Annotated in this window: 24 protein-coding genes; 14 read left to right on the top strand and 10 right to left on the bottom strand. The window is 67.8% G+C overall.

Annotated features, from left to right (window positions below):
* Window positions 1-118 precede the first annotated feature (118 nt).
* The 5 genes from F5X71_RS18190 to F5X71_RS18170 all read left to right on the top strand — a co-directional run bounded on the left by F5X71_RS18190 (window position 119) and on the right by F5X71_RS18170 (window position 5326).
* Window positions 119-595 carry a DUF1772 domain-containing protein gene (locus tag F5X71_RS18190; protein ID WP_167463104.1) on the top strand — a complete coding sequence of 159 codons (477 nt, stop codon included), beginning with the start codon at window positions 119-121 and terminating at the stop codon, window positions 593-595.
* A gap of 164 nt (window positions 596-759) precedes the next feature.
* Entirely contained in the window at window positions 760-1236 is a 477-nt protein-coding gene (locus F5X71_RS18185; RefSeq protein ID WP_167463103.1) for a nitroreductase family deazaflavin-dependent oxidoreductase, read from the top strand.
* A gap of 75 nt (window positions 1237-1311) precedes the next feature.
* Window positions 1312-3591, top strand: coding sequence for a molybdopterin-dependent oxidoreductase (locus tag F5X71_RS18180; RefSeq protein WP_167463102.1), 2280 nt, complete (start codon window positions 1312-1314; stop codon window positions 3589-3591).
* Between the two features lie 173 nt (window positions 3592-3764).
* Window positions 3765-4415, top strand: a complete 651-nt coding sequence (gene lexA / locus F5X71_RS18175) for a transcriptional repressor LexA (protein ID WP_167463101.1) — start codon at window positions 3765-3767, stop codon at window positions 4413-4415.
* Window positions 4416-4438: 23 nt separating this feature from the next.
* The gene (locus F5X71_RS18170; protein ID WP_167463100.1) at window positions 4439-5326 is read left to right on the top strand and encodes an NAD-dependent protein deacetylase; all 888 of its coding nucleotides are present in this window, start codon (window positions 4439-4441) and stop codon (window positions 5324-5326) included.
* Here the strand turns inward: F5X71_RS18170 and F5X71_RS18165 are convergent.
* Window positions 5280-6494 carry a pyridoxal phosphate-dependent aminotransferase gene (locus F5X71_RS18165; protein WP_167463099.1) on the bottom strand — a complete coding sequence of 405 codons (1215 nt, stop codon included), beginning with the start codon at window positions 6492-6494 and terminating at the stop codon, window positions 5280-5282. The genes F5X71_RS18170 and F5X71_RS18165 overlap by 47 nt on opposite strands.
* Window positions 6495-6587: 93 nt before the next feature.
* Between F5X71_RS18165 and F5X71_RS18160 the strand changes: the two genes are divergently transcribed.
* The gene (locus F5X71_RS18160; RefSeq protein ID WP_167463098.1) at window positions 6588-7166 is read left to right on the top strand and encodes a winged helix-turn-helix transcriptional regulator; all 579 of its coding nucleotides are present in this window, start codon (window positions 6588-6590) and stop codon (window positions 7164-7166) included.
* A gap of 70 nt (window positions 7167-7236) precedes the next feature.
* Here the strand turns inward: F5X71_RS18160 and helR are convergent, their stop codons facing one another.
* The 3 genes from helR to F5X71_RS18145 all read right to left on the bottom strand — a co-directional run bounded on the left by helR (window position 7237) and on the right by F5X71_RS18145 (window position 11909).
* Window positions 7237-9450: an RNA polymerase recycling motor ATPase HelR gene (gene helR, locus F5X71_RS18155; protein ID WP_174817092.1), complete on the bottom strand. Its 2214-nt coding sequence runs from the start codon at window positions 9448-9450 to the stop codon at window positions 7237-7239.
* Window positions 9451-10441: 991 nt separating this feature from the next.
* Entirely contained in the window at window positions 10442-11191 is a 750-nt protein-coding gene (locus F5X71_RS18150) for an alpha/beta fold hydrolase (protein ID WP_238815305.1), read from the bottom strand.
* A gap of 433 nt (window positions 11192-11624) precedes the next feature.
* Window positions 11625-11909, bottom strand: coding sequence for a hypothetical protein (locus F5X71_RS18145; protein ID WP_167463096.1), 285 nt, complete (start codon window positions 11907-11909; stop codon window positions 11625-11627).
* A 204-nt stretch (window positions 11910-12113) separates the two neighbouring features.
* Between F5X71_RS18145 and ligD the strand changes: the two genes are divergently transcribed.
* Complete coding sequence (gene ligD, locus F5X71_RS18140) at window positions 12114-13031, top strand: non-homologous end-joining DNA ligase (RefSeq protein ID WP_167463095.1); 918 nt, start codon at window positions 12114-12116, stop codon at window positions 13029-13031.
* 169 nt (window positions 13032-13200) lie between these two features.
* Window positions 13201-13467: a hypothetical protein gene (locus tag F5X71_RS18135; protein WP_167463094.1), complete on the top strand. Its 267-nt coding sequence runs from the start codon at window positions 13201-13203 to the stop codon at window positions 13465-13467.
* Between the two features lie 80 nt (window positions 13468-13547).
* On the opposite strand, the gene F5X71_RS18130 is transcribed toward F5X71_RS18135, so the two are convergent.
* Window positions 13548-14285: a class I SAM-dependent methyltransferase gene (locus F5X71_RS18130; RefSeq protein ID WP_167463093.1), complete on the bottom strand. Its 738-nt coding sequence runs from the start codon at window positions 14283-14285 to the stop codon at window positions 13548-13550.
* A gap of 9 nt (window positions 14286-14294) precedes the next feature.
* Window positions 14295-14501 carry a hypothetical protein gene (locus F5X71_RS18125; protein ID WP_167463092.1) on the bottom strand — a complete coding sequence of 69 codons (207 nt, stop codon included), beginning with the start codon at window positions 14499-14501 and terminating at the stop codon, window positions 14295-14297.
* Between the two features lie 65 nt (window positions 14502-14566).
* Between F5X71_RS18125 and F5X71_RS18120 the strand changes: the two genes are divergently transcribed.
* Window positions 14567-14986 carry a VOC family protein gene (locus tag F5X71_RS18120; RefSeq protein WP_167463091.1) on the top strand — a complete coding sequence of 140 codons (420 nt, stop codon included), beginning with the start codon at window positions 14567-14569 and terminating at the stop codon, window positions 14984-14986.
* A gap of 278 nt (window positions 14987-15264) precedes the next feature.
* Here the strand turns inward: F5X71_RS18120 and F5X71_RS18115 are convergent, their stop codons facing one another.
* Complete coding sequence (locus F5X71_RS18115) at window positions 15265-16473, bottom strand: site-specific integrase (protein WP_167463090.1); 1209 nt, start codon at window positions 16471-16473, stop codon at window positions 15265-15267.
* Window positions 16474-16692: 219 nt separating this feature from the next.
* Between F5X71_RS18115 and F5X71_RS18110 the strand changes: the two genes are divergently transcribed.
* On the top strand, window positions 16693-17739 hold the full coding sequence (locus tag F5X71_RS18110) for a hypothetical protein (protein ID WP_167463089.1): 1047 nt from the start codon (window positions 16693-16695) through the stop codon (window positions 17737-17739).
* Window positions 17740-17838: 99 nt separating this feature from the next.
* Here F5X71_RS18110 and F5X71_RS18105 read toward each other — a convergent pair whose 3' ends face one another.
* The gene (locus tag F5X71_RS18105; protein ID WP_167463088.1) at window positions 17839-18648 is read right to left on the bottom strand and encodes an aminoglycoside adenylyltransferase domain-containing protein; all 810 of its coding nucleotides are present in this window, start codon (window positions 18646-18648) and stop codon (window positions 17839-17841) included.
* Window positions 18649-18714: 66 nt separating this feature from the next.
* Between F5X71_RS18105 and F5X71_RS18100 the strand changes: the two genes are divergently transcribed.
* Window positions 18715-19209: a GNAT family N-acetyltransferase gene (locus tag F5X71_RS18100; RefSeq protein WP_167463087.1), complete on the top strand. Its 495-nt coding sequence runs from the start codon at window positions 18715-18717 to the stop codon at window positions 19207-19209.
* Here F5X71_RS18100 and F5X71_RS18095 read toward each other — a convergent pair.
* Entirely contained in the window at window positions 19176-20384 is a 1209-nt protein-coding gene (locus F5X71_RS18095) for a citrate synthase (protein WP_167463086.1), read from the bottom strand. The two genes, F5X71_RS18100 and F5X71_RS18095, sit on opposite strands and share 34 nt — an antisense overlap.
* 89 nt (window positions 20385-20473) lie before the next feature.
* Here F5X71_RS18095 and F5X71_RS18090 point away from each other — a divergent pair, with 89 nt between their 5' ends.
* The 3 genes from F5X71_RS18090 to F5X71_RS18080 all read left to right on the top strand — a co-directional run bounded on the left by F5X71_RS18090 (window position 20474) and on the right by F5X71_RS18080 (window position 23622).
* Complete coding sequence (locus F5X71_RS18090) at window positions 20474-21637, top strand: citrate/2-methylcitrate synthase (RefSeq protein ID WP_167463085.1); 1164 nt, start codon at window positions 20474-20476, stop codon at window positions 21635-21637.
* A 183-nt stretch (window positions 21638-21820) separates the two neighbouring features.
* A complete protein-coding gene (locus F5X71_RS18085; RefSeq protein WP_167463084.1) occupies window positions 21821-22150 on the top strand; it encodes a hypothetical protein in 330 nt (109 codons plus the stop codon).
* Window positions 22132-23622: a WXG100 family type VII secretion target gene (locus F5X71_RS18080; protein WP_167463083.1), complete on the top strand. Its 1491-nt coding sequence runs from the start codon at window positions 22132-22134 to the stop codon at window positions 23620-23622. The genes F5X71_RS18085 and F5X71_RS18080 overlap by 19 nt, the downstream gene beginning before the upstream one ends.
* Before the next feature lie 12 nt (window positions 23623-23634).
* On the opposite strand, the gene F5X71_RS18075 is transcribed toward F5X71_RS18080, so the two are convergent.
* Window positions 23635-25101, bottom strand: a complete 1467-nt coding sequence (locus tag F5X71_RS18075; RefSeq protein ID WP_167463082.1) for a carboxylesterase/lipase family protein — start codon at window positions 25099-25101, stop codon at window positions 23635-23637.
* Window positions 25102-25113: the final 12 nt, after the last annotated feature.

Below are 25113 nucleotides of genomic sequence, written 5' to 3'. Positions count from 1 at the left end.
GTTGTCGGTCAATAGCTCCCCGCTATGTGCGTCGATGATCGGCGATGTCTTGCGACGATCGAAGCTAGTCATGCTAGGTTGAGTAGCAACGCTAGATTGATGAAATGGAGTTCCACTCATGCTCAGCTCAGCCGCCCAGATCGTCGCCATCGTCGCGGTCCTCGCGAACGCGATCATCTACGGCACGGACGCCTGCTACGCGCTGATCACCCGGTCGGTGTACGCGCGCCTGGACGACAGCACCCTGACGTTCTCGGCGGGCTGGGGTCACTATTACGGTGACCGCCGGATGCCGGTGTTCGGTGCCGGCGGGGTGATCACCGCGGTGCTGACGGTTGTGCTGGCGGCCGTCGGTGGTCAGGTCGCGGCCGCCATCGCCGCGGGCGTCGCGGTGGCGGCCCTGGCGATCTGGTTGGTGGTGTACGTGCGTGTCGCGAAGCCGATCAACACGGTGCAGACCGCCGCGGCCCAGGCCGGCGCCACTCCACCGAATGCGCGTGCGCTGCAGGATAAGTGGGACAGTGTCATTCATGTGCGTGTCGCGCTGCAGGCCGTCACGCTCGCCGGCTTGGGCGCGGCGATCGCATTGATCTGACCGGGTAGGGGTGTGCCAGGGGTTGCACGGTGGGTTGCGATGTCGACGCGTGCGGTGTTGTCCGTCAACGACTTTGCGGTGCGGCGGGCCCGCCCGGCTGTGAGATCGCCCTCGTCCGGGCCTGCCGAGGCGGAGGTGGGGGCCGGACGTGTCAGGATTCGAGGATGGTGTCGAATCCGTTGCCGTCGTTCGCGCGACAGCTGGCCCGTCAGCGCTGGGTGATGCGGGGCGCGCCGGTGGTGCTACCGCTGGAGCGGACGATTCGGCGCTGGAGCGGTGGACGCAAGGGTGTGCTCGATCTGGCCGGGCTGCCCTCGATCGAGATCACCGTCGCGGGTCGCAAGACCGGGACGCCGCGCACGACGTCGCTGCTGTATGTACCGCGGGGCGAGGACTTCCTGGTGATCGGCTCGAATTGGGGGAGTGCGCGGCACCCGTCGTGGTCGGCCAATCTGCGGGCCGCGGCGACGGCGACCGTTCGGCACCAGGGGGAGCGGTTCGAGGTCGAGGTCGTCGAACTCACCGGGGTGCAGCGCAAAGCGGCGTGGGATCTCGCGGTGGAGTTCTGGCCCGGCTACGAGATGGAGTACGAGCTCTCGGGCGGCAGGCAGTTCCGGATGTTCTTGTTGCGGCGCCGCTGAGGTAGCGCAAAGGCGTGCGCCGCCGGTGGTTTTGGTGGCACACCGTTTGTCGGCGGCCCCGGTTACGGTGGGTTGGTGACCACGCATTTGACGCACTGGGGAGCTTTCGAGGCGGACAGCGACGGTGAGCGGCTGACGGCGGTGCGGCCGTGGGGCGCGGATCCGGAGCCGATGGCGCTGATCGACAATGTGGCCTCCGCCCAGCATCATCCGACGCGGATCGATCAACCGTATGTGCGGCGGGGCTGGCTCGAGCACGGTCCGGGCGCGCCGGGCCGGGGCGAGGAGCCGTTCGTTCCGGTGTCCTGGGAGACGGCGCTCGATCTGTTGTCCGGGGAGCTGGGCCGGGTGTATCGCGAGCATGGGGCCGAGTCGGTGTACGGCGGGTCCTACGGGTGGGCGAGCGCGGGCCGGTTTCATCATGCGCAGAGTCAGTTGCATCGGTTCCTGAACTGCCTCGGCGGGTACGTGTATCACGTCAACAGCTACAGCCTCGGTGTGTCGCAGGTGTTGTTGCCGCATGTGATCGGTGAGCTGGGCTGGGTGATGCAGCAGGCGACCTCGAAATCGGTGCTGGCCGAGCACACGGAGCTGGTGGTGGCCTTCGGTGGGTTGTCGCCGAAGAACGCGGCGGTCGCGCCGGGCGGCGTGTCCCGGCACAATACGACGGGCTGGATCGCGGCCGCGCGAGCCCGGGGCTGCCGTTTTGTGTCGGTCTCGCCCTTGCGCGACGATATCCCCGCCGCGGCGCACGCGGAGTGGCTCGCGGCCCGGCCCGGGAGCGACGCGGCGCTGATGCTGGCGTTGGCGCAGGTGCTGGACGCGGACGGGCTGGCCGATCGTGCGTTCCTGGACAAGTACACCGTCGGCTACGACCGTTTCCTCGGCTATGTGCGCGGGGAGGTGGACGGCGTGGCGAAATCGCCGGAGTGGGCCGCGCCGATCACCGGCCTGCCCGCCGCGCGGATCCACTCGCTGGCGCGGGAGATGGCGGCGGCGCGGACCGTGGTGACGGTCAGCTGGTCGCTGCAACGCGCGCAGTACGGGGAGCAGCCGTTGTGGCTGGGTGTGGTGCTCGCGGCGATGCTCGGCCAAATCGGTTTGCCCGGTGGCGGTTTCGGGCACGGCTATGGTTCGGCGGCGAGTTTGGGGGAGCCGGCGCGCGCGTTCTCGCCGCCGCGGCTGCCGCAGGGGCACAATCCGGTGGCGACGTTCATTCCGGTGGCCAGGATCGCCGACATGCTGCTCAATCCGGGTCGGTCGTTCGACTACAACGGGCAGGAGTTGGTGTATCCGGATATCCGGCTGGTGTATTGGTGCGGCGGGAATCCGTTTCACCATCATCAGGATCTGGCCCGGTTGCGTGCGGCGTTCGCCCGGCCGGAGACGGTGGTGGTGCACGATCCTTTCTGGTCGGCCACGGCCCGGCACGCCGATATCGTGCTGCCCTCGACCATGTCGATCGAACGCGACGACTACGGGGCCGGTGAGAACGACCGGGTCTTCTTCGCGATGAAGGCGATCACCCGGCCGCACGGTCAGTCACGCGACGACTACGCCGTTTTCGTGGAGCTGGCCGAACGGCTCGGGGTGGGTAAGGAGTTCGGGGAGGGGCGCACCGTGCGGGAGTGGCTGCGCCACCTCTATACGGGGTGGCGGTCGCGTTTCACCGAGCACGCGCTGCCCGATTTCGACACGTTCTGGGCCAGTGGTGAATTGGAGCTGCCGGTCCCGGACCCGGACCAGGTGCTCGGCGCGCGGTTCCGGGCCGACCCGCAGCGGTATCCGCTGGGCACCCCCACCGGCAAGATCGAGATCTTCTCCGAGACCATCGACGGGTTCGGTTACGCAGACTGCCCGGGGCATCCGGTGTGGCTCGAGCCCGACGAGTGGTTGGGTGCGCCGGAGGCGGCGCGGTTCCCGTTGCAGCTGGTGGCGAATCAGCCGCGTTCGAAGCTGCACAGCCAACTCGATGTCGGTGCGTTCAGTCAGTCCACGAAAGTCGCTGGACGCGAACCGGTCCGGTTGCATCCCGAGGACGCGGACGCGCGTGGCCTGCGTTCCGGCGATGTGGTGCGCCTGCTCAGCCCGCGCGGCAGCTGCCTGGCCGGGCTGATCGTCGACGACGCGGTCCGTCCCGGGGTGGCGCAGTTGTCGACGGGCGCCTGGTACGACCCCGACCCCGCCGACCCGACTTTCTGCCGCCACGGCAACCCGAACGCCCTCACTCCTGACCGCCCCTCCTCCCGCCTGTCCCAGGGCTGCACCGGTCAACTGTCCTTGGTGGAGATCGAACGCTACGAAGGCACACCGCCACCCTTGACCGTCACCCGAGCCCCCGAAATCCTCCGCTAGGGACGGTGCTGGGTTAACGGTCGGGTGACGCTGCTCGACCTCGAGGGCAACGAATTCTGTGTCGAGCGAAGCGCATCCGAGCGTGGCCGCAACGGTTGAGCGTGCGGCGGGGCGACACTCCCTGCGATGGCCTGTGCGGCACGGAGATCGGCGGTGACCTCTAGGATGCCCGCGTGACCTACGACGACCTCGAGCATCTCGACACCTCCCGGCTGCCGGAGCGCCAGCAGCGGATCCTTGCCACCATCCGGGATTGGGTGGTGCGCCACGGGTACGCGCCGAACTCCCGCCAGATCGGGGACGCGGTGGGTTTGCGTTCCTCGTCGTCGGTGTCGAAGCATCTGAACAGTCTCGAGGAGCAGGGTTTCCTGCGGCGCAGCGAGACGATGTCGCGCCCGATCGACGTGCGGATGTTCCTGCAGGCGAGCGCGCCCCGGGAAACGAACGAGGACTCGGTGGCGGTGCCGGTGGTCGGCGACATCGCGGCGGGCACGCCGATCCTCGCCGAGGAGCACACCGACGACATGGTCACCATGTCGCGCCAGCTCGTCGGCCGCGGCACCGTGTTCGGTCTGCGGGTGCGCGGTGACTCGATGATCGACGCGGCGATCTGCGACGGTGACATCGTCGTGGTGCGCAAGCAGAACGAGGCCCATTCGGGGGAGATCGTGGCCGCGATGATCGAGGGCGAGGCCACGGTGAAGGTGTATCGGCGGCGCAACGGGCACGTCTACCTCGAGCCGCGCAATCCGGCCTACCAGGTGATCGACGGTGACGAGGCGGTCGTGCTCGGCAAGGTGGTCTCGGTGATGCGGCGGGTCTGAGCAGCCGACGTACCCTGGACGGCATGCCGGAGATCACCACGCCGCGGCTCGACGCGGACGTCGAAGCGCTGGCCGAGGTGCTGGCCGGGCGCCGTGTCGCGGTGCTCACCGGTGCCGGTGTCTCCACCGACAGCGGCATCCCCGACTACCGCGGTCCGGCTTCGCCGCCCCGCAACCCGATGACCTATCAGCAGTTCGTCGGTGATCCGGTCTTCCGGCAGCGGTATTGGGCGCGTAACCATGTCGGCTGGCGCCGGATGGACGCTTCGCGGCCGAACGCCGGGCACGCCGCGCTGGCCCGGCTGGAGCGGATGGGTGTGGTGAGCGGGTTGATCACCCAGAACGTCGATCTGCTGCACACCAAGGCCGGGCAGCGCCGGGTGATCGATCTGCACGGCACCTACGCGCAGGTGTGTTGTCTGGGCTGTGCGGCCCGGATCTCGCGCATGGCGCTGGCCGAGCAGTTGGAGGCGGCGAATCCGGGTTTCGCCGAGGGCGTCGCCACCGACGGGGTGGAGGTGGCCCCGGACGCGGACGCGGTGGTCGCCGATACCGCGGGCTTCCGGATGCTCGACTGCGCGCGCTGCGGCGGCATGTTGAAACCCGACATCGTGTACTTCGGCGAGAACGTGCCCAAGGATCGGGTCGCCGCCTCCTTCGCCCTCGTCGACGAAGCGGACGCGCTGTTGGTCGCGGGTTCCTCGCTCACGGTCATGTCGGGGCTGCGTTTCGTGCGGCACGCCGCCAAACACGGCAAGCCCGTGGTGATCGTGAACCGCGGCGCGACCCGCGGTGACGAGCTGGCGACCCGCATCGTCGACGCCGGATGCTCCGAGGTGCTGCCCGCCCTCGCCCGAACCCTGCTCAGTACTGCCGATAGCCGGCCAGGAACCGGCCGATGCGTTCGATGATCGCCTCCAGGTCGTCGGCGTGCGGGAGGGTGAGGATGCGGAAGTGGTCGGGGTGCGGCCAGTTGAACCCGGTGCCCTGCACGATGTGAATCTTCTCCTGCAGCAACAGATCCAGCACGAACTGTTCGTCGTCGTTGATCCGGTACATGTGCAGGTCGATGCGCGGGAACGCGTAGATCGCGCCCTGTGGCTTGACGCAGCTGATGCCGGGGATCGCGTTGAGCGCCTCCCAGGCCCGGTCGCGTTGCTCGCGCAGCCGCCCGGTGGGCATGGTGAGATCGAAGATGCTCTGATGGCCACCGAGTGCTGCTTGAATCGCTTGCTGGGCGGGAACATTCGCGCACAGGCGCATTCCGGCCAGCATGGTCAGCCCCTCCAGGTAGCTGGCCGCGTGCTGGGTTGGCCCGGAGACCACTAGCCAGCCGGAGCGAAATCCCGCGCAGCGGTAGGACTTCGAGAGTCCGGAGAAGGTCAGGCACAGCAGGTCGGGGGCCAGGGCGGCGGCCGCGGTGTGGGTGGAGCCGTCGTAGCGGATCTTGTCGTAGACCTCGTCGGCGAACACGACCAGCTGATGTCGGCGGGCGATCTCGAGCAGCTCGCGCAGTACCTCCGGGGGATAGACCGCCCCGGTGGGGTTGTTGGGGTTGATGATCACCAGGGCGCGGGTGCGGTCGGTGATCTTGGCTTCGATATCGGCCAGGTCGGGATACCAGTCGGCGGCCTCGTCGCAGATGTAGTGCACCGCGCGCCCGCCGTTGAGCGTCGTCGCCGCGGTCCACAGTGGGAAATCCGGTGCGGGCACGAGGACTTCGTCGCCGTTCTCGATCAGCGCGGTCATCGCCATCATCACCAGTTCGGAGACGCCGTTGCCGAGGAACACCTCCTCGACGTCGACCTCGGTGAGACCGAGGGTCTGGTAGTACTGCACCACCGCACGGCGCGCGGGCAGCAGTCCTTTCGAGCTGGAGTAGCCGCTCGAGGCGGGCAGCGTACGCACGATGTCCTGCAGGATCTCCGGGGGCGCCTCGAACCCGAACAGCAGCGGGTTGCCGGTGTTGAGCTTCACCACGTGGTGGCCCTCGGCCTCGAGTCGTGCCGCCTGCTCGGCCACGGGTCCGCGGATCTCGTAGGACACCCCTGACAGCTTGCTGGACTGCTTGACCTGCATGAACTTCCCTTCTCGCGGCGACTGCGCCCCACTCTACTTGGAAAATCCAAGTCTGCACTTGGATTTTCCAAGTAGCAAGCTACAGTGGGTGGCGTGCCACACCGAAGCTACGATCACTACTGCGGCGTCGGCCGTGCCCTCGATGTCGTCGGGGACCGCTGGAGCCTGCTGGTGGTGCGCGAATTGTCCTCGGGCCCACGCCGATACAGCGACCTGTTCGCCGACCTGCCCGGCATCAGCACCGACATCCTCGCGGCCCGGCTCAAGGACCTCGAGCGCGACGGCATCCTCACCCGCCAGCGGGTCGGCCCGCGCGCGAGCACCGCGCGCTACGAGCTCACCGCCGCCGGAGCCGCCCTGCGCCCGGTGCTCGACGCGCTGTCGGTCTGGGGCACACCGCTGCTCGGCGAACGCCGCGCCACCGACGCCGTGCGCGCCCACTGGTTCGCGCTACCGCTGGGACGGGCTGTCGCGCAACACTTCTCGGGCGAGACCGTCACCATTCAGATCGGCGAGACCATCTTCCATGTCACCGTCGACGACGCGGGCAACGTCACCCATCGCGACGGTCCCGCGCCCATTCCCGGCCGTGAGCTCCACCTCGACCTCGACACCGCCATTGCCGTCGCCACGGGCGCCCTCCCGCTGACCGAGGTCGTCCAGACACGGTGACCGGCGGCGGGGGTGTGGCCGATGCCCGCCGCCCATGATGGGGGCGGGCATCGGGTGGGGCACGTAAAGATCAGGGCGACAACACTTTTTGTGTGGGTGTAGGGCTGGCCGTGTCCATGTCGAGTTCAGCCAGCCCGGACAGGGACCGGGGTAGTGGCCCCTCGTGCAGGACGCCCAGGCGCTGGGTGGCGCGGGTGAGTGCGACGTAGAGCTCGGCGGCACCGCGCGGTCCGTCGGCGAGGATCCGCTCCGGTGAAACGACCAGCACGGCATCGTATTCGAGGCCTTTGGTCGCCGCGGCGGTCACCGTGCCCGGCACGTCCGGCGGCCCGATCACCACGCTGGTTCCCGCCCGGTCTGCCTCGTCGCGCACGAACGCTTCGATGGCCGAAGGCAATTCGTCCTCGGTGACGAGCCTTGACCACGGCCGCACCCCGCAGGCGCGCACCGATTCCGGAGCCTTCACCGCGGGTGCGAACTCGGCGAGCAGCGCGGCCGCGACCGCCATGATCTCCGCCGGGGTGCGGTAGTTCACCGTCAGCGACCGGTAGACCCAGCGACCCGGCACATACGGTTCCAGCATCGCCGCCCACGAACTCGCGCCCGCCGCCGAGCGACGTTGCGCGAGATCGCCGACCACCGTGAACGATTTGCCGGGGCAGCGACGCATCAGCACCCGCCAATCCATCGCCGACAACTCCTGGGCCTCGTCGACCACCACATGCCGGTAGGTCCAATCGCGGTCCGCCGCAGCGCGTTCGGCGAGATCACGGGTGTCGCGTTCGAGGAACCGGTCGGCCAGATCCTCGGCGTAGAGCAGGTCTTGGGCGAACAGGTGATCCTCGTCGTCCATCATGTCCTCGCGGCTGACCATGACATCCAGGACGCCCGCGGCGTACTCGGCTTCCTCCCGGCGTTCCCGCTCGGCGCTGTCGTCGGCGGGCTTGTCGGGACCGAGCAGATCGTGCAGCTCGTCGAGCAACGGCACGTCCGAGACCGTCCACGCCGACCCGTCCGCGCGCCACAATGCCGCGTCGGCGCCCACCGCACGCAGCCGATCTCGTGACGAATACAACTGAGCCAGCAGCTTTTCCGGTGTCATGATCGGCCAGCACGCATCCAGTGCCGCGGTGAACGCCGCGTGCGTGGCCAGTTCCGTGAGCAGGTCCTCGCGCAGGTCCTCCCAGGCCTGCTTGTCGGCGCGAGTCAGCCAGCCCTTGCCGATGCGGGCGATGGCGCGTTCGGTGAGTGCCCACGTGAGGACGTCGTAGAACACCTTGCGCGCCTCGTTGTGCGGGAGCCCGCTCGCGCGCGCCTCTTCCCTGGCCCACTGCGCGATCTCGGCGTCGATGCGGACCGTCACGTCGGCCAGTTCGATCGGCACCGGTGCCGCGGGGATGCGCTGGCAGTCGGCCACCGCGGCGGCGAGCACGTCCAAGATCGGCAACGCGCCCTTGAGCCGCGCGGCCTCCGGACCGTCCTCGGCCGTCACGCGCAGTCCCGGCACGAGATCGCCGGTGGTCGTGAACACCACATTGGTCTCGCCCAGTGACGGCAGCACGTGCGCGATGTGGTCGAGGAACGCCGGATTGGGCCCGACCACGAGCACGCCCTGCCGTTCCATCCGCTCACGCTGCGTGTAGAGCAGGTAGGCGACCCGATGCAACGCCACCACGGTCTTACCGGTGCCCGGACCACCCTCGATCACCAGCACGCCCTGATGCTCGTGCCGGATGATCTCGTCCTGTTCGGCCTGGATCGTCGCCACGATGTCACGCATGCCCGGCCCGCGCGGCGCGTTCACCGCCGCCAGCAAGGCCGCGTCACCCCGCTCGGCGCCCTCCGGACGCCCCAGCACCTCGTCGGTGAAATCGACGACCTGCCGCCCGCGCGTATGGAACTGTCGGCGCCTGCGCATGTTCTCCGGATTCGCCGCCGTCGCCACATAGAACGCGCGCGCCGCGGGCGCCCGCCAATCCAGCAGCAGCGGTTCGAACTCGTTCGTCTCGTCGAACAACCCGATCCGGCCGATATAGGACCGTTCGCCTGCGACGGTGTCGAGCCGGCCGAAACACAATCCGTTGTCGGCCACGTCATAGCGTTGCACCGATTTGGCCAGCGCACGCACCTGATCCTCGCGTTCCATCGCGCTCACCTCCCGGCCCCGCAACGCCGCACCGTACTGGCCCTTGACCCGTGCGCGCTCAGCGTCGAGACGTGCGTAGAGATCGGCGATATAGCCGCGCTCGGCCGCCAGTTCCGCGTCATAGCCCTCGGTTGACATGTGCCCCTAACTTTTTCCGGATCGAAAACATAACCTGGCTCACTCCGCCACCGGCGGCATGCCCAGGCCGCGGATCACGACACAATTCGACACCCCCGATTCGAATGGGATTCCAGCTCAGGCCGACGATTGTGCACCCTTACCCCGGCCTTGCCGCAAGACCGGGGGTGCGATATAAAATAGATACCGGAAAGGGAAGAATCCCTTTCGCTTCCGGCCCTTGGTGGGCCGATGATCCCGTTCTTTCTGCTTCAGTCTTTGCCGGTTGGTGCCGGTTCCCGCCCTTGCGGGTGACGTGGGAGGGGTTGGGGCGCAGGGGATTGGGCTGCGGGGATGTGGGGTCGCTGTCGGCGAAGCCTGGTGTCGATACCGTGGGCGGTGCTTCGGGGCGGTGCTTCGGGGCGGCGTCGTGCGCCGTATGCGGCGCGCGTTCTCCGTTGCGGTGGTGCCACGCACGTTTCGTCTCGCGGTATACCCGTGCTCTGCACATCGTCATGCATTCTGTGCCTTGCCCCGTGGGTGATGCGCGCCTCGCCCCATGGGCCATGCGCGCCCTGCCCCGGGGCATGCGCGCCTCGCGCCAGGGGGCATGCGCGCCTCGCGCCAGGGGGCATGCGCGCCCTGCCCCGGGGGCATGCGCGCCTCGCGCCAGGGGGCCATTGTCGAGGCGCGTGCCCGCCCCTGTGCCATAGGCTCCGGGCCTTATTGGGCGTGCGCTCTGCATCAGACGCTCGGTGCGCCGCACAGCGCCGTGCCCTCTTGCGCTCCGCCCTCTTCGCGGTACGCGGCGCGCCCGCCGCGCGTTCGTGCCGCGCGCTCTGCGGCACGCGGCGGGCGTCTACTCGCTCGTGTGGCGCGACACGCGCGCTCGACGCGCTGGGCGGTTGATCAGGGGGAACTGGTGGCGGGGGCTTCTCGGCGGATGCCGCCGTAGTTTCCTCCTGATCGGGTGACCGGCTCGGTGCTGGGGCTCGCGTCGCGGGTCGGGCTCCTATCGGGCGTCGTGTGCGGCGAGGAAGTGGGCGAGTTGGTCGGCGAAACCGGGGGCGGCGGCGACGAAGTGGCCTGCGCCGGGGGCGATGAGGCGCTGAGCGTGTGTTACCTCGGCGAGTGCGTCGCAGATTCGCTCGAGCGCGGGGGTGTGCCCGCCGGAAGCTACCAGGGTGGGTATTTCGGCGGCGCGCAACGCGGACCAGTCGGGATGGGCTTCGCCGGGCAGGCGGGCGCCCAATGCGCGACGGACGGAGGCGACCACCGGGTCCGGGAGTTGGGCCGCGTCGACGCCGGGTGCGCCCGAGAGTGCGAGAAATTCGCGCAGCACCTCCGGGTCGGCGTCGAGGCCGTGGGTGAGGACCGCGTCGCCGAGGCGTTCGAGATGAACCACCTCGGGATCGTCGGGGGCGACGACATACAGCGGTGGTTCGATGAGGGTCAGGGAACGGACGGTACGCGGGTCGGCCGCCGCGGCCAGTACCGCGCCCAGCGTCCCGTAGGAGTGAGCGACCACGTGTGGGCGGTGGGTGCGGAAGAGCGCGGTGAGGTCGGCGGCGTCGACCAGGAAGTCTTGGTGACCGTTGGGCGGGGGCGGGCTCGGGTCGTAGCCGCGCCGGTACACCTGCAGCACCGTCCAGCGGTCGGCGAGTGAATCCAGCCCTGCCCAAGTCGATTTCGGGCCCGCGCCGCCGTGCACCAGCGCCACCGGCGGCCCAGCTCCCTCGGTCCGCACCACAAGATCGCTCACCCGAGCAGTATGTGGCTTGCCTCCCGCAGAGTCCACGAGGCCGACACCCGACGGACGGTCGAATGGGTGCATGGTGGCGTAAGCGGATATCGGCGTGATCGACGGCAACGAGATCGGCTACATGGTGGTGAACGTGTTCAGATTCGCCCGCCCGAGTCGATGGACCCAGGCTCCCGAGCTGATCGAGAAGCAGCTCACGCAATGAAATCGGTTGCAGGACAAGGTCATCGCGTACCGAGACCGGTCCATCGGGGACTCCCACTACATCGTCGTTCACCCCAGCGACTACACCGGCGAACTCCGGTACTGACCCCACGATCGGCATTGATACCAGCGATGTCCGGGCCCGGCGAAAACGCTGATCGTCGGGATCGTCCTGAGTGCTGTAGCTCGAGCCTTTGCCGTGTCGATGGGCCGGTGTCCTGATTCGCGATCAAGGGCTTCCCATGCTGCTGCCCAGGTAATGACTCATCGACGCGGGTTCGAGTCTGATCCGTCGGTTGTATTCGCGAAGGTAGGCGGCTTTCCAGCGCGGCCAGTCGAGATAGGCGTCGCCAACGATCGCGCGATAACGCCGATATTGCTTCTTCTTCGTCAATGTGAGGGATTGCTGCGCTTCGCGTGCTGCCCTACGGGCGCTGGTCAGCCCGCGTTGCTTCTGCTCACGAGTGAGTTCGACAGGCGGGTCGGCGAGGATGTCCGGCTTTCGTGGCGTCATCTGACCTCCTGCGTCAAGTCCGGGCCCGTCACGCCGGGGTTCAATAGCGGCTTCACTCGAACTCGCGAAATTCGGTGCGCAGACAACAACCGTCGGTTGGACCGGTCGGTATCATTCTAGCAATAGTCTAGCAACGTTACTGTTCGTGAGAGGACCGGCGATGGCGACGAGGCGGTAGTGGCGGGGCTACCGCATTATGCGCCGATGCTGGCTACGGCCGGCCTCGTGCCCCACGACGACGCGCGCTGGAACTATGAGGTGAAGTTCGACGGCATCCGCGCCATCAGCTACATTGCCGAAGAGCTGCGCATTCGCTCGCGCAACGACAATGACATCACCGCGGCCTGGCCTGAACTCGCCGCCTTGGCGCCTTCGGATCTGCCCTTCGTCATCGACGGTGAAATCGTCGCGTTGACCGACGACGGACGCTCCTCGTTCGAGGCCCTCCAGCCGCGAATGCATCAACGCAACCCCGCCATTGTCAGTGCCCTGGCAAACACCACTCCGATCACCTACATGATTTTCGACCTGCTCCACATCGGCGATCGCTCCCTGATCGATCTGCCGTATCAGCAGCGACGCGAACTACTGGAACAACTCGACCTCCACGGTCGGCACTGGCAAACTCCGCCCCGCCTGTCCGGTCCGGGTGGCGCCGTCCTCGACGAATCGCGCCGCCTCGGCCTCGAGGGCATCGTCTGTAAACGCCTCGACAGCCCCTACCAACCCGGGCGCCGCAGCCCACTGTGGCTCAAAGCCAAGAACATTCGCGAGCAAGAGGTCATTGTCGTCGGCTGGAAGCCGGGCGCAGGCCGACGCACGGGCCAGATCGGCTCGCTGCTGATGGCCGTCAACAACGACCGCGGCGAACTGGTCTACATCGGCAACGTCGGAACCGGATTCACCCAAGCCATCCTGGCCGACCTGCGCGCGAAACTCCAACTGCTGCAACGCGACACCCCCGTAGTCGAAGCCCCCGTCCCGGATGCTGTATGGGTCGAACCCCAACTCGTCGGCGAGGTGAGCTTCACCGAATGGACCGGCGACGGACGACTACGACATCCCTCATGGCGCGGCCTGCGCTTCGACAAAGCGCCACGCGAGGTCACAATGCCTTCGTAGTCGCGACCGACGGCTCGGATACAACTTGCTTCGACCCGACCCGACGCCTGCCGGGCCCCACTGGAGGCGCGGTTTGCGTGGGACACAATCGATCCGGAACCTCGCGCGATCATGCATGGGACCATGGGTATCGGTCGGCGCTCGCCCGGCCAGGAGGAGGCATCGCCCCATGTCCGACGAAGCGAACCGCGAGAACACCGAATCGAGCGAGAACCCGGCCACCGAGATCGAGATCGAGCCCGAGCAGGTGGCCATGCTGAGCCTCCGATACGTGGACGGAGTGCCCACACTCGTCGTCAGCGGCGGAACGCTCGCGCCCGCGGCGATCACGGCCGTGGACAGTTCCGGCACCCCCGTCGCGATGTACACCGGAGGCCCGGTGCCGACGACCCGACAATCAGGCGCCCTCCTCATCAAACAAACCATTCCCGTCTGAGCGCCCATCCGCGGCAGGCAGCCGACGTTCCTCGCTGGAGGCGCGATACGCGCGTGGTCTTGGCAGCGCGGCGACGGAGGTCATGCTTCCAGGACTACGAACAGAAACGCGAGGAATCGTGGGTCGCCTCCATCCTTGAAGACGTCGGGAAAGCGTTCGACCGCTTCGGGAGACGGTCCCGGTTCATCGAGATGCGTCACGCGGAATCCGCATTCGAGGAATGTCTTGAACATCGTCGACAGTGAGCGGTCCCAGAACACGAGGTCCGCCTCCGCGCCGGCCATGTCGGTCACGTGCCGAGGGCGGGTGGTGAAGTAGTTCGTCTTGTTTCCATCCTGGCGCTCGGTGAACCAGATCACGAGCGGATGCTCGATCGAGAGGATCACGCGACCGCCTGGTTTGAGCACGCGGCGCATCTCGGCGAGCGGTCGGTGCCAGTCTTCGAGATAGTGCAAAGCCAGCGAGCAAACTACGTCGTCGAAAGTCTCGTCGTCGAATGGCAACGGATCGCCTAGATCAGCGACGAGCAGTTCGGTGTCCGCCCCGACGCGATCTCGGGCGATGTCGATCAAGGCGCTGCTGCCGTCGAGGCCGACCGCCGTGGCTCCGCCTTCGATGAGATCGACCAGCGTCGGACCGGAACCGCATCCGGCATCCAATACATGCTTTCCGTGTACATCGCCGAGCAGCTCGCGGATCGCGGGCCGGTTGTAGTACTCGTTCAAGAGGCTGGTTGCGTTCTCGGCCGCGTACGCCTCCGCGATCGTGTCGTATGCGGCAGCGCTGTTGGTACTCGACCGAGCCTTTGGAGTGGTCACTACACGACGCTACAGGCGCGGCCGTGTCTCACTGGGTGAGGTGATGTCCGCTTCTCGCTTTCGGCGGTGCGGCTCTGCGGCAATCTCGTCCAGCGATATGGGGCGCATCCAGCGTTCCGAGATGGCCATCGGATAGCCGGCCACGGCCTTGCCGATAGGAGCGAAACGCCATCTGGGCCAATGACGTTCGGTGATCTTCTGGGTGGGCTCGGTCAATTCTCTCCATACCCCCAGAGTGACGCATAGCGGACATGTCGGACCCTATGGCTAGGGTTCGGGGCATGGGTTACAAATTTCAGGTCGTCGTCGACAGCGCCGACCCGCACACTCTGGCCGACTGGTGGGCGGAGGCGCTGCGGTGGGAGGTCGAGCCGCAGGACGCGGACTTCATCCGGAGCATGGTGGCGCAGGGACACGCCACCGAAGACCAGACCACCACGCACAACGGTGAATTGAAATGGAAGGTCGGCGCGGCGATCCGGCACCCGGACCGTCCGCGCGTGCTGTTCCAGCTGGTTCCCGAAGCCAAATCGGTGAAGAACCGCCTGCACCTCGACATCCGCGTCGATCCCGCCGAGCGTGCCGAGGAAGTCCAGCGATTGACCGCCATGGGCGCGAAGGTGCTGTACGAGGGCAGACAAGGCCCCTCCGAGTGGGTGACGATGGCCGACCCGGAAGGCAACGAGTTCTGCGTCGCATAACCGCCGCTCGCCCGGCGCAGCGGTCACGCGACGCGTCCTGAGATCGCGGCACGGCACCGCTGTGGCCGGTCGAACCGGCACCGACTCGCCCCGGGCGCGGGGGGCTTCTTCGGGTGTGAGTGTGGGACCGCTTCCCGGTGCCCAGTGGCTGCACACTCGCGATGGGCCGCTGCCGTACGGGGCGCCCTTGCGCAGCTTTCCAGCATGGTGCGCTCGGCGTCGATATCGCTCACGGTGTCCGATCTGGCCGGATCTGGTGCGCGGGCGCACAATGCCGCCTACAGCCCGAGTTTGGTTACCGCGTTGTCTTCCAACGGATTCGCTGTGCGGATGTAGCCGTGTACGGTGCGCGGGTTGGACCAGCGGCCCTGGCGCATGATCTCGCGGTCGCTGGCGCCGCCGAGGGCGGCCTGGGTGGCGAAACCGGCGCGCAGGGAGTGGCCGGAGAACAGGTCGGGGTCCAGGCCGGCGCGGGCGGCGTAGCGTTTGACGAGTTCGGCGACGGCGCGGCCCGACATCGGCGTCGTGGCGATCGTGCCGTGCCGATTGATGGTGGGGCACAACGGAAGGTCGGGGTCGGCGGCCATTGCGGTGCCGGTGAAGCCGTGGCAGCGGTGCAGTGCCGGATCGGTGCCCGCGCCGTCGGCGAGCCATGCGCGCAGGCCCGAAGTGCCTTCGGCGGTGTGTATTTCGAGCAACCGCACCCAATCGGCGAAGGCGCATACGGGGCAGGTGTGCGGGCGCTGACCGCGCGGCAACGCGACCCGCTGTTCGGCAACGCCGGTGGGGTCGGTTTTCGTCGACGGCAAGCGCACAAGCAGCACCGGTTCGCCGGTGGCGTGATCGACGCGGACCTCCACGTCGGCGACCCGCAGGCCCGCCAGCTCACTGCGGCGCAGCGCGCCCGCGAAGCCGACCAGCAGCATGAGCGCGTCACGGCGGCGGGCCGGTTCGGTGGGCCAGCCGGGTTCGGGCAGGCCTGCCAGCAGTTGGTCGAGAGTGTGCAACAGGACCGGGCGTTTGCGGGTCGGCTGGGTGCGGCGGGTGCGCCGGATGCCGCGCAGGGTCAGGCGGACGACATCGGATCGGGTCGGCGAGGGCAGCCCGTTGGCGGCGTGCACGGCCGCGATGGCGGCCGACTTCCGTTCCAGCGTCGCGGCGCTGAACGCCCAGCCGCCGGTGTCGCGGCGCGCGTCGGCCGCGGCCGCGAGATACACCGCCACATCGAGCGGGTCGGCGGGCATCGCCTGCCTCGTCTCGGCCAGACACCACGCCGACCAGGCGATCCAATCGGTTCGATACGCGCGCAACGTGTTCGCCGACTGTGAGGCCTCGAGATATCGCCGCAGCGACCCGGCCTGCACGTCGTCGAACCGTTCGCGCACCAACCGCAACGCCGCCGCGTCCACCAGCACGCTGCGCACACCACGGCGTAGCTCGTCACGTACTGACTCCGGCACGGCGACCACCGCGGACCGCTCTTCCATCGATCAACTCCCTGTTCGACGCCGGTTCTCATTCTGCCGCCGCCACAGTCGAATTCGCGGTAGCACCATCCTGCGCGTCGAGCATGCCCCGATTCGCGGGTGCGGTGTCGCATTCGAGAGGTGCGGCGGAAACCCGAAATCGGTCGTGGATTCCGATCCGGACCACCCACCCGGATACGGTGTCGGGGTTCGCGGCGATCCTGGCCGCGCGGAGCTGAGGTGGGTATGGACAACGCGGATGTGGTCGCGGCGGTACTGGGTTATCCGAGCGCGGCGGTGCTACGTGCGCAGGAGGCGGCGGTCCGGGCGTATCGATTGGCGTATGTGCTCGACATCGCGATCCACGGCGCCGAGGGGCTGATGGTGCTCGACCGGGTGATCGACCTGTTTCTCGCGGAGACGCGGGTGCCTTTCAGCGACGACGTGCAAGCCCTGCGCGACCAGACCCACGACATCGCCGCGCGCTGCGTGCCGGCCGAGGACGAGCTGTGCCGGGTGATCGCTGAGACGTTCGGCCGCGGCGACGATCCCGATCCGGTGCAGGCGGTCTATCAAGTCAGCTCCCGAGCCGCGCGGTTCCTGGCGAAATCGGTGATGATCGCGCGTGGCGACACCGACCGGCTCTTCGAGGAGCCCGCCGAGGCCCCCGATTCCCTGCTCGACGTGGGCGATATGCAGCGGCTGGTCGAACGCGAGGTCGCCAAGGGCGTTCCGGTCGAGGCGGTGCTGTCCACCATCAACGACATGCACCACTACGACTTCACCTTTCCCGGCGAGACCTACCTCGACGACGTCGCCCAGGCGTGCGCGGAACTGGCCGGGCAGGGCTATGTGTTGATCGCGGTCGGCGCGGCGGGCCGCGCGGAGGACCCGTCCGGTGCGGGACTGAACGTGTCCTGGTCGGTGCCGGAGGGCGGGCGCGGGCTGGAGGTTCGCTTCCGTGTCGGCGGCGAAGGGGAACACGCGGCACGGGAGTTACGTGACGGGTGGACTGCCGCGGCCGATCCGGCGCCCGGCACGCAGGTCTACGTCGACTCTCACCTTTTCGTTCTGCGCGGGCAGGCCAACCTGCACGGCGGGCGCACCACCGTTCGCGCCGCACGAACCTACCGCGTTTTCGGTGCCGCGGTGCTGCTCGAAGTAGCCGACCATCCCGGCTACTTGCACAACTGGTCGGTGCTCCGGCACGAACAGGCCGCTCTGGCAGCGCAATTCGGTCCGCGAGCCGCCCATCCGGACCCGGTGGTCGCGCCGGTCAGTGGATAGGGCGTTGCGGGCGGCCGGGTTTCGACGGACTTCCACATCGACTCGCTGCGGTATCGGTGAGCCGCATGGAAACTCGAGTGCGAGTCGCACAGTTATCGACTACCCGCCTGAGTAACGCCTCGCATACGCCGCATGCGCATCGGCGATCACAGTGCGCCCGAACTCGAGGATATCGCGGCGGCGCGCGAACCGCGTCCAGTAACTGGACCTTTGAGAGCTGTTGCGACGCAACCGAAGTGCTTCATCGATGAGCTTATGCCACCGCTGCGGGAAGTGCTCGCGGGCATACATCGCCGCACCGTCCTTGGACGTGATCTCGTCGGTGATGATCGAGTAGTGCAGCCGCGCGATCCCCGTGACGGTCCAGACCGTGCCGTAATCGGTGAGCAGACCGAGACCGTTCTTGCTGAGCAACCGAGTCGCGGCGGTGAGACCGCGCGCCCAGTAGTCGTCGAGGTTGGTGTTCTGCCAGGCCGCCAGCGCGGCCGCGTCGGTCCACACATCGATCGTCGCTATGTCGGGCCCGCCACTCTGGGCGAGGGTGTGCCAGGTGACCGGGCTCTGGTCCCCGCCCGCCGGCTCGAAGCGTCCCTCGAGGATGACCGGGCGCCCGGTAGTGGTTGCCGGGCCTGCGGCGAGGTCGTCCCAGGTGAGGTAGGTGCCGTCGAAGAACGGGCGAGGCTGCTGGTCGGCGAGTCGAGCATGGACCCGGCCGAGTGCGGCGAGCGTCGCGGGATCCGGCGGCTCGGCGGTGACGGCGACGAAATCGATGTCACTCACGTCGGGGCGGTAATCGTCCAGTGCGACAGAGCCTTCCAGATACAGACCTGCGACCAGTCCCGGCGCCTCGGCGTCGGCCAACGCGAGATACCTGGCGGTGGTTCGTGCTACTAATGGTGGAACCGGCATGGGCTCGAGTCTGCCGGAAAACGCAAACGCGTCGAATGTGCCGCGAGTTTGCGAGACGATCGTGACATGAGCGCTGGATGGTCCGATCACCTGGTGGTGCGTCCCTTGACCGTCGACGATGCCCGCGAGGTGGTCGGGTGGCAGTACGGCGGACCGTGGCAGATCTACAACCTGACCGGTGACGACGAGCTACCCAGCGCCGTCGACGGCTACCGGGCGGTGGCCGACGCCAGTAACGGCCGCCTCGTCGGATTCTTCTGCACCGGCCCCGAAGCGCGGGTGCCCGGCATCGCCGCCGACCCCGGCATCATCGATCTCGGCGTCGGCATGGACCCGCGCTGGGTCGGCAAGGGCCACGGCAAACAATTCGGCAGCGCCGTGCTGACCGAACTGCGCCGCGACCACCCCTCGACCCCGGTCCGCGCGGTCATCCAGGCATGGAACGCGCGCAGCAGGCAGCTGGTGCGCCAACTCGGCTTCGCCGAGTGCGCCGAACACTCCTGCATCCAAGACGGCCGCCCCGTCGCCTACGTAGTAGCGATGCTCCCGGTCTCCGCATAGGCGCCGCCACGGCGGGTGGGACGAAAGCGCAGCGGAGGCTCGGTGTATTCCTCGAGCGTGTGCGCGACCCACCCGATGGTGCGTGCGAGAGCGAAGAGCGTTTCGCCGGCATCGGGACGCATGCGATAGGCGTGCATGAGTACCGCGAGTGCGAGGTCGATGTTCGCGACCGCGGCGTGCGGTGCGCCGAGCTGGTCGGCGATGGTGTCGACCGCGGCGAACGCGGGAGCGGCTGCCGGCACTGCGCGGAGCTTCTCCAACAGTATTTCGGCGCGCGGGTCGGTCGAGCGATAGACGAGATGCCCGAAACCCGGCAGCCCGCCGCCCAGACGGAGCCGTTCGGACGCCGCGCCGAGCGGGTCGCCGATTGCCTCGCTCAGGAACCGGTAGGCGAGAGTGCTTGCGGTGCCGTGGTATTGGCTGTCCAGGGCGCCGAGCCCGGCGGAGACCACCGCGTAGGGATGCACACGCGCACTCGCCGCGACCCGAGCGGCGACGGTGGAGACGGCCAGCCCGTGCTCGGCCAGCAAAGTCAGTGCCGTATCGAGCAATTCGGCCGGCACGGGCTCCTCGGTCAGGATCGGCGCGATTCGTTCGGCGAGCGTGCCCGAATCATGTTGGGCGGCACCGAGACCGGCCGCCTCGACCGCGAGGAGTATGCGTGCGGTGCGCAGTACACCCGGCGTGGACAAGTCGAAGCGCAGCGGGTCACTCGCGCTGGCGACCGTGACCGCGACCCGCATCCGATCTGTCGACCGCACCCCGGGGTCGAGTGCGTCCACCGCGGCGCGCACGGTGGCAAGCATGGGTGCGGGCGCGGCGAATTCCTGCGGCACCGCCTCGCCGGTCCACAACAGGCCGGCCACCGATTCTGCCGAGTGCACGGCGACCAGCTCGGCGACGTCGTGGTCCCGGTAGTAGAGGCGGTCGTCGTCGATGGCGGAGATCGCTGTCGTGACATCGTCGATCGTGCTGCGGTGGCCCGTGCCGCGGCGGCGACCGCGGGCCAGGCGCGCCACTTCGTCCTCGCGGAACAGGCTGCCGCGCCGGTCCGCCGCCGGGAGCTTGGTCAGCAATCCCCGGCTGACGTATGCGTATACCGTCGCGGGTTTGATCTCGAGCCGGCTCGCCACCTCGGCGGTGCTCAGGTAACGTGCGTCACTTTTCTCGGCCACGACCTGGCCCTTCCCCGCTTATATTGACTCGATCAATATTGACTGTAATGCATCATGCTCGCACAGTTCAGTCAAGAGGAGGTCTGAACATGACGAGCAACGCCATCCACGCACACGACGAATTGATCGAGGTACCCGCCGGTTTGCGCCACGTGGTGGCTGCCGAGACCCGGCTCGGCGACGTGCGCGGTCGAGAGGGCTTCTACCACTACCGTCAGTACTCCGCGATCGAGCTGGCGACCGCGTGCACCTTCGAGCAAGTGTGGTTTCTGCTCTTCGAGGGGCGATTGCCCGAGCACGCGGAACTGGCCGCGTTCACCGCCGAGACGGCGCGGCTGCGCGCGTTGCCCGCGGACCTGCTGCCGATGTTGTCGCCCCCAGCCGGGTTCGATCCGATGGTTGGGTTGCGTACGGCGCTGTCGCTGCTGGCGGGTATCCGCGAGTTGCCGCCGCTGTGGGACTGCGACCCCGCGCTGCGTAAGCAACACGCGCTGTTGATCTGCGCGGTGACGCCGACGATGCTGGCGGCTCTGCACCGGCTACGCCGCGGGCTCACGCCGCTGGCGCCTCGCGCGGACCTGTCCGCGGCCGCGAACTGGCTGTACCTGTTGACCGGCGAGGAGCCGAAAAGCCAAGCGGCACGGGCGATCGAACAGTATCTGATCGCCACCATCGACCACGGCTTCAACGCGTCCACTTTCGCGGCCAGGGTCGTGGCCGCGACCGGGGCCGACATCGCTTCGGCTGTCATCGCCGGCATCGGGGCGTTCTCCGGACCCCTGCACGGTGGCGCGCCGGATCGGGCGCTCGAGGGGTTGGACGAGATCGGGCGGGTTGAGCGGATCGATGAGTGGGTGACCGGCAAGATCGCCGGTGGTGCGCGCATCATGGGTTTCGGGCACGCGGTGTATCGCACGGAGGATCCGCGGGCGCGGTTGCTCCGGTCGATCGCCGTCGAGATGGGCGGGGATCTGGTCGAATTCGCGACGAGCGTGGAGCGGCGCGTCACCGAATTGCTCGCCGAACTCAAACCTGGACGCCATCTGTACGCGAATGTGGAATTCTATGCCGGGGTCGTGATGGAGCTGTGCGGCATTCCCCGCGCGATGTTCACACCTACCTTCGCCGCCAGTCGGGTGGTCGGCTGGAGCGCCAATATTCTCGAACAGGCCGAGGCGGCGAAGATGATCCGCCCGTCCGCACGGTATGTGGGTCCGCCTGCGCCACAACCCCTTCCATCGCACTCCGGATAGTGATCAAGACCTTATAAATAGGGGGTGGCCGAATTGACATATCCGGAAGATATTTCCGACCAGCGGCGTGTGCGTGGATAGCATGGCGACCGAGCCGGACGACGTGGTGAATACCGTTCGGCGTGTTCGATATCAGCGGGGGGCGGCCGGCGTCGCGTCCCCCGAGTCGCAAGGGGGTTGTCGATGACGTTGGAAGCCGACCTGGAAAAGCTCCGTGTGAAGTCGAATCTGCTATACGGATTGAGCGAGGAGGCCGCCGGGCTGGCGATCTACGACGGCATGCTGCCGCTGTTTTCCTCGGGTGAGATGCTGCGCGCGGTCGGCGAGGCGACCGGGCTGGCCGGTGATGTCGAAACGGCCTTGATCCCGGCCGTGGCGGGGCGGCTGCGCGAGATCAGCGGTCTCATGCACGATGCCACGGTCACGTTCCGGGATGCCGAGGGGGACAACGCGGCGGACATCCTGGCCGCGACGTACACCAAGGAATCCGGCGAATGGGGGGCACCAAGGTGAGGCTGACCCCGTCCAGGCGGCAACTCGACGAATACGACCCGCAGCCGCTGCTGACCATCGCACGCGAGTTCCGGGAATGCGGCGCGAAGATCGAGGGATTGTTCGACCGCTACGTCACCTCCGTCACCGATGTCGACTGGCGGGGTAAGGCGGCCGAGGCAGCGCACGACCGCGCTGTCGGCGACCGTAAGAAGGCATTCTCACTTGTCGATGCCTTGGAAGACGCGGCGCGCCGGCTCGAACAGGGCTACTGGGATATCCACGCGCCGTTGAACTCCGCGCGCGGTCTGATCTCCGGCGCGGAGAGCGCGGGCTTCGTGGTGCCGAGCGGGGGCGGCATGTTCGTCGCAGTCCCGATTTCGGTCTATCACCCAGCGGGCATCGTGCCCGCGCCGGATCGAGAGCTCACCCGCGCCGACTGGGAACGGCGGATCGTCGCGGCCGCCGATGCCGTCTCGGCCGCCGATAGCCGAATCCAGCAGGAGCTGGCAGGTATTCGCATCACGTTGAACGTCGAGTTCGCCGCGGTCGCGCCGATACAACGCACGGACGAACAGAAACGCGCCAACCAGATCGCCGCGTTCCGTGCCGTCTACCACCGAGATCCGGTGTCGGAGAACGACTGGCGGATGGCCGAAGCCCTCGATCGGCACACCTACGACCCCAAATACCAAGGCGTTGACGCCAATATCGTGGCGGTGCGGTTCGACCCGGTCACCGGTGCCGGTCTGTACCGGCAGAACATGTACATCCCGACGGACGAGGTGAACAATATCGCCCTCAATATCAATGACTGGCTCGAGGGCCGCCTGGTCTATCCGATGCGCGGAGACAACCGCGGCCCCTCCGCCGACGCGGCGGCCGAGGCGTCGCGGGTGTCGCTGTATGTCGACATGGAGAACGGCCTGCTGATCGCCCGGCAGAACCCGACGGTGTCGGTCGACGGCAGGCAAGCCGGTGCCGGAGTGCCCGACGTCCGGGTGGCTCAAGGCGCGGACGGTTCATTGAAGGTGCAGTACTCCGCGGTCGACCCCTACGCCCCGGAGATCGCCAAACCGGTGGCACACGTCGACGGTGACATGACGATCACCCGTAAAGGCGGCGAGGTCGTCGCGGGCGGGCAGATCACCCAGTACCCGAGCACCGAGGCCTATCAGTACCGGTCCGACGGTTCGACGACCACCCTCATCGACCGGCGCGCGTCCACCGACCCCTGGGCGGCGGCCACAGATCTGCCTGGCCCGAGGACCCAGGTCGGCACTATGGAATCCACCCCGATGTCGTCCTACCCGGCCCAGCCCACCGACAGCAGCCCCAAACACCCAGCCCCATACACGCCGACAGACGCGGGACCAGTAGAGAACCCGCCGAAAGCCATTGTGGTGGAACCCTATTCACCCCCACCGCCCCCGCCCCCTCGAGAACCGGTCCCGGCGCCACCAGGCCGCACCCCGCAGCCCCCACCCCGATAACCACCGCCACGATCAGCTGCTCCTCAGATCGAGGGGCGCGAAGGGATGCAGGGCCCAGATCCGACGGGAAGGTTCCTCGGGATACGGCTGGGTCTCGGGTACCCCGGTGTAGACGCGAGTTGTGCGGGACCGCGAATCATATGGGGCCCAGCCCGGGTCGCCGGTGGTGGCGAAGGCCAGCCAATCGGCCCGCATGGCGTCGCCTACGGCGGTGAGTTCTTCTGCGGCGTCCGGGTGCGCGCGGGGATGCGCACGGACCTCCGTCACGCCGAGTGTGCCGAACACGAGCAAGACATCGAGGCTGTGCGAGGCGCCCTGGTCCTGACGGAAACTCCAGCAGAGCTCATAGAGCCGAGTCCGCCCACCGCCGACGGAGTGTGCGTCGGCCAGCCGCACACTGGGCATGCGAAAGAGCCAGTCGGCGTTGACCGTTTCGTACAACTCGGCGTTCGTGGCGCCGGGAAAGGCTGTGCGGTAGTCGATACCGGGTGCCAGGCGGCCGAAGGTGGTCGCCAGCTCCGCATCCGACACCGTGTCGCCGCGGCGAGTATTGAAGAGCCGGTACTCATCTCGTGTGTGACCGACCAGCAGATCGATATCGTGCGCGGTCCCGTGGGCGAGCGCCCGCCACGGCGTATCGGGCAGTACGTCGCCGTCGACGACCGGGGAGAACGGGGTCGGCGTGAGCGCCATGGGACCCCAGGAATCGACGAACTCGGGCATCCGCCGCACCATCGCGTCTGTCGCATCGACCAAGGCGCGCGGCGTGATTCGGGTCAGTTCGTCGACGTCGGCCCGCACACCGACTTCCGCGGCGATCGATGCCGATACCGCCGCGGCCAGATCCGGTGTGAAGTAGGTGCCGGGAACACTCTGAGCGATCGCCCGCCGAAACAATCCGGCCGCCATCGGCATGGCGAGCAGTGCCGCCACCGAACCCGCGCCCGCGGACTGACCGAACACCGTGACGGTGCCCGGGTCACCGCCGAACACGGCCACCTGGTCCTGTACCCACCGCAACGCGGCCGCCTGATCGAGAATCCCACGGTTGTCCGGTGCACCAGTGATGTGCGCGAAGCCCTCGAATCCCGTGCGGTAGTTCAGCGTTACCATCACCGCACCCGCCGCGGCCAGCAGCGTGCCGTCGTGGTGCGGGTTGCTGGACCCGCCCTCCCGATATGCGCCCCCATGAATCCACACCAGCACCGGGAGTCGAGCGGGACCGAGATCCGGTGACCACACGTTCAACGTCAGACAGTCCCCGGAATCCGCACCGGCACAACCGGCTTGCGGCACCGAAGGACCGAACTCCGCTGCCTCCCTGACCCCGTCCCACGACAATGCCGGAACCGGCGCTGCGAATCGTCGCGCGCCGACAGGCGGACGCGCATACGGAATGCCACGGAACACCGCGACCCCACCCGTCCACTCGCCCCGCACCACTCCCGAAGCTGTCCGAACCTCAGGTCGATCACGCATACGAACCCCTTC

Origin of the sequence: Nocardia brasiliensis (genome assembly GCF_011801125.1) — a bacterium.
GTDB lineage: Bacteria > Actinomycetota > Actinomycetes > Mycobacteriales > Mycobacteriaceae > Nocardia > Nocardia brasiliensis_C.
This window is presented reverse-complemented; position numbering and strand designations above follow the sequence as displayed.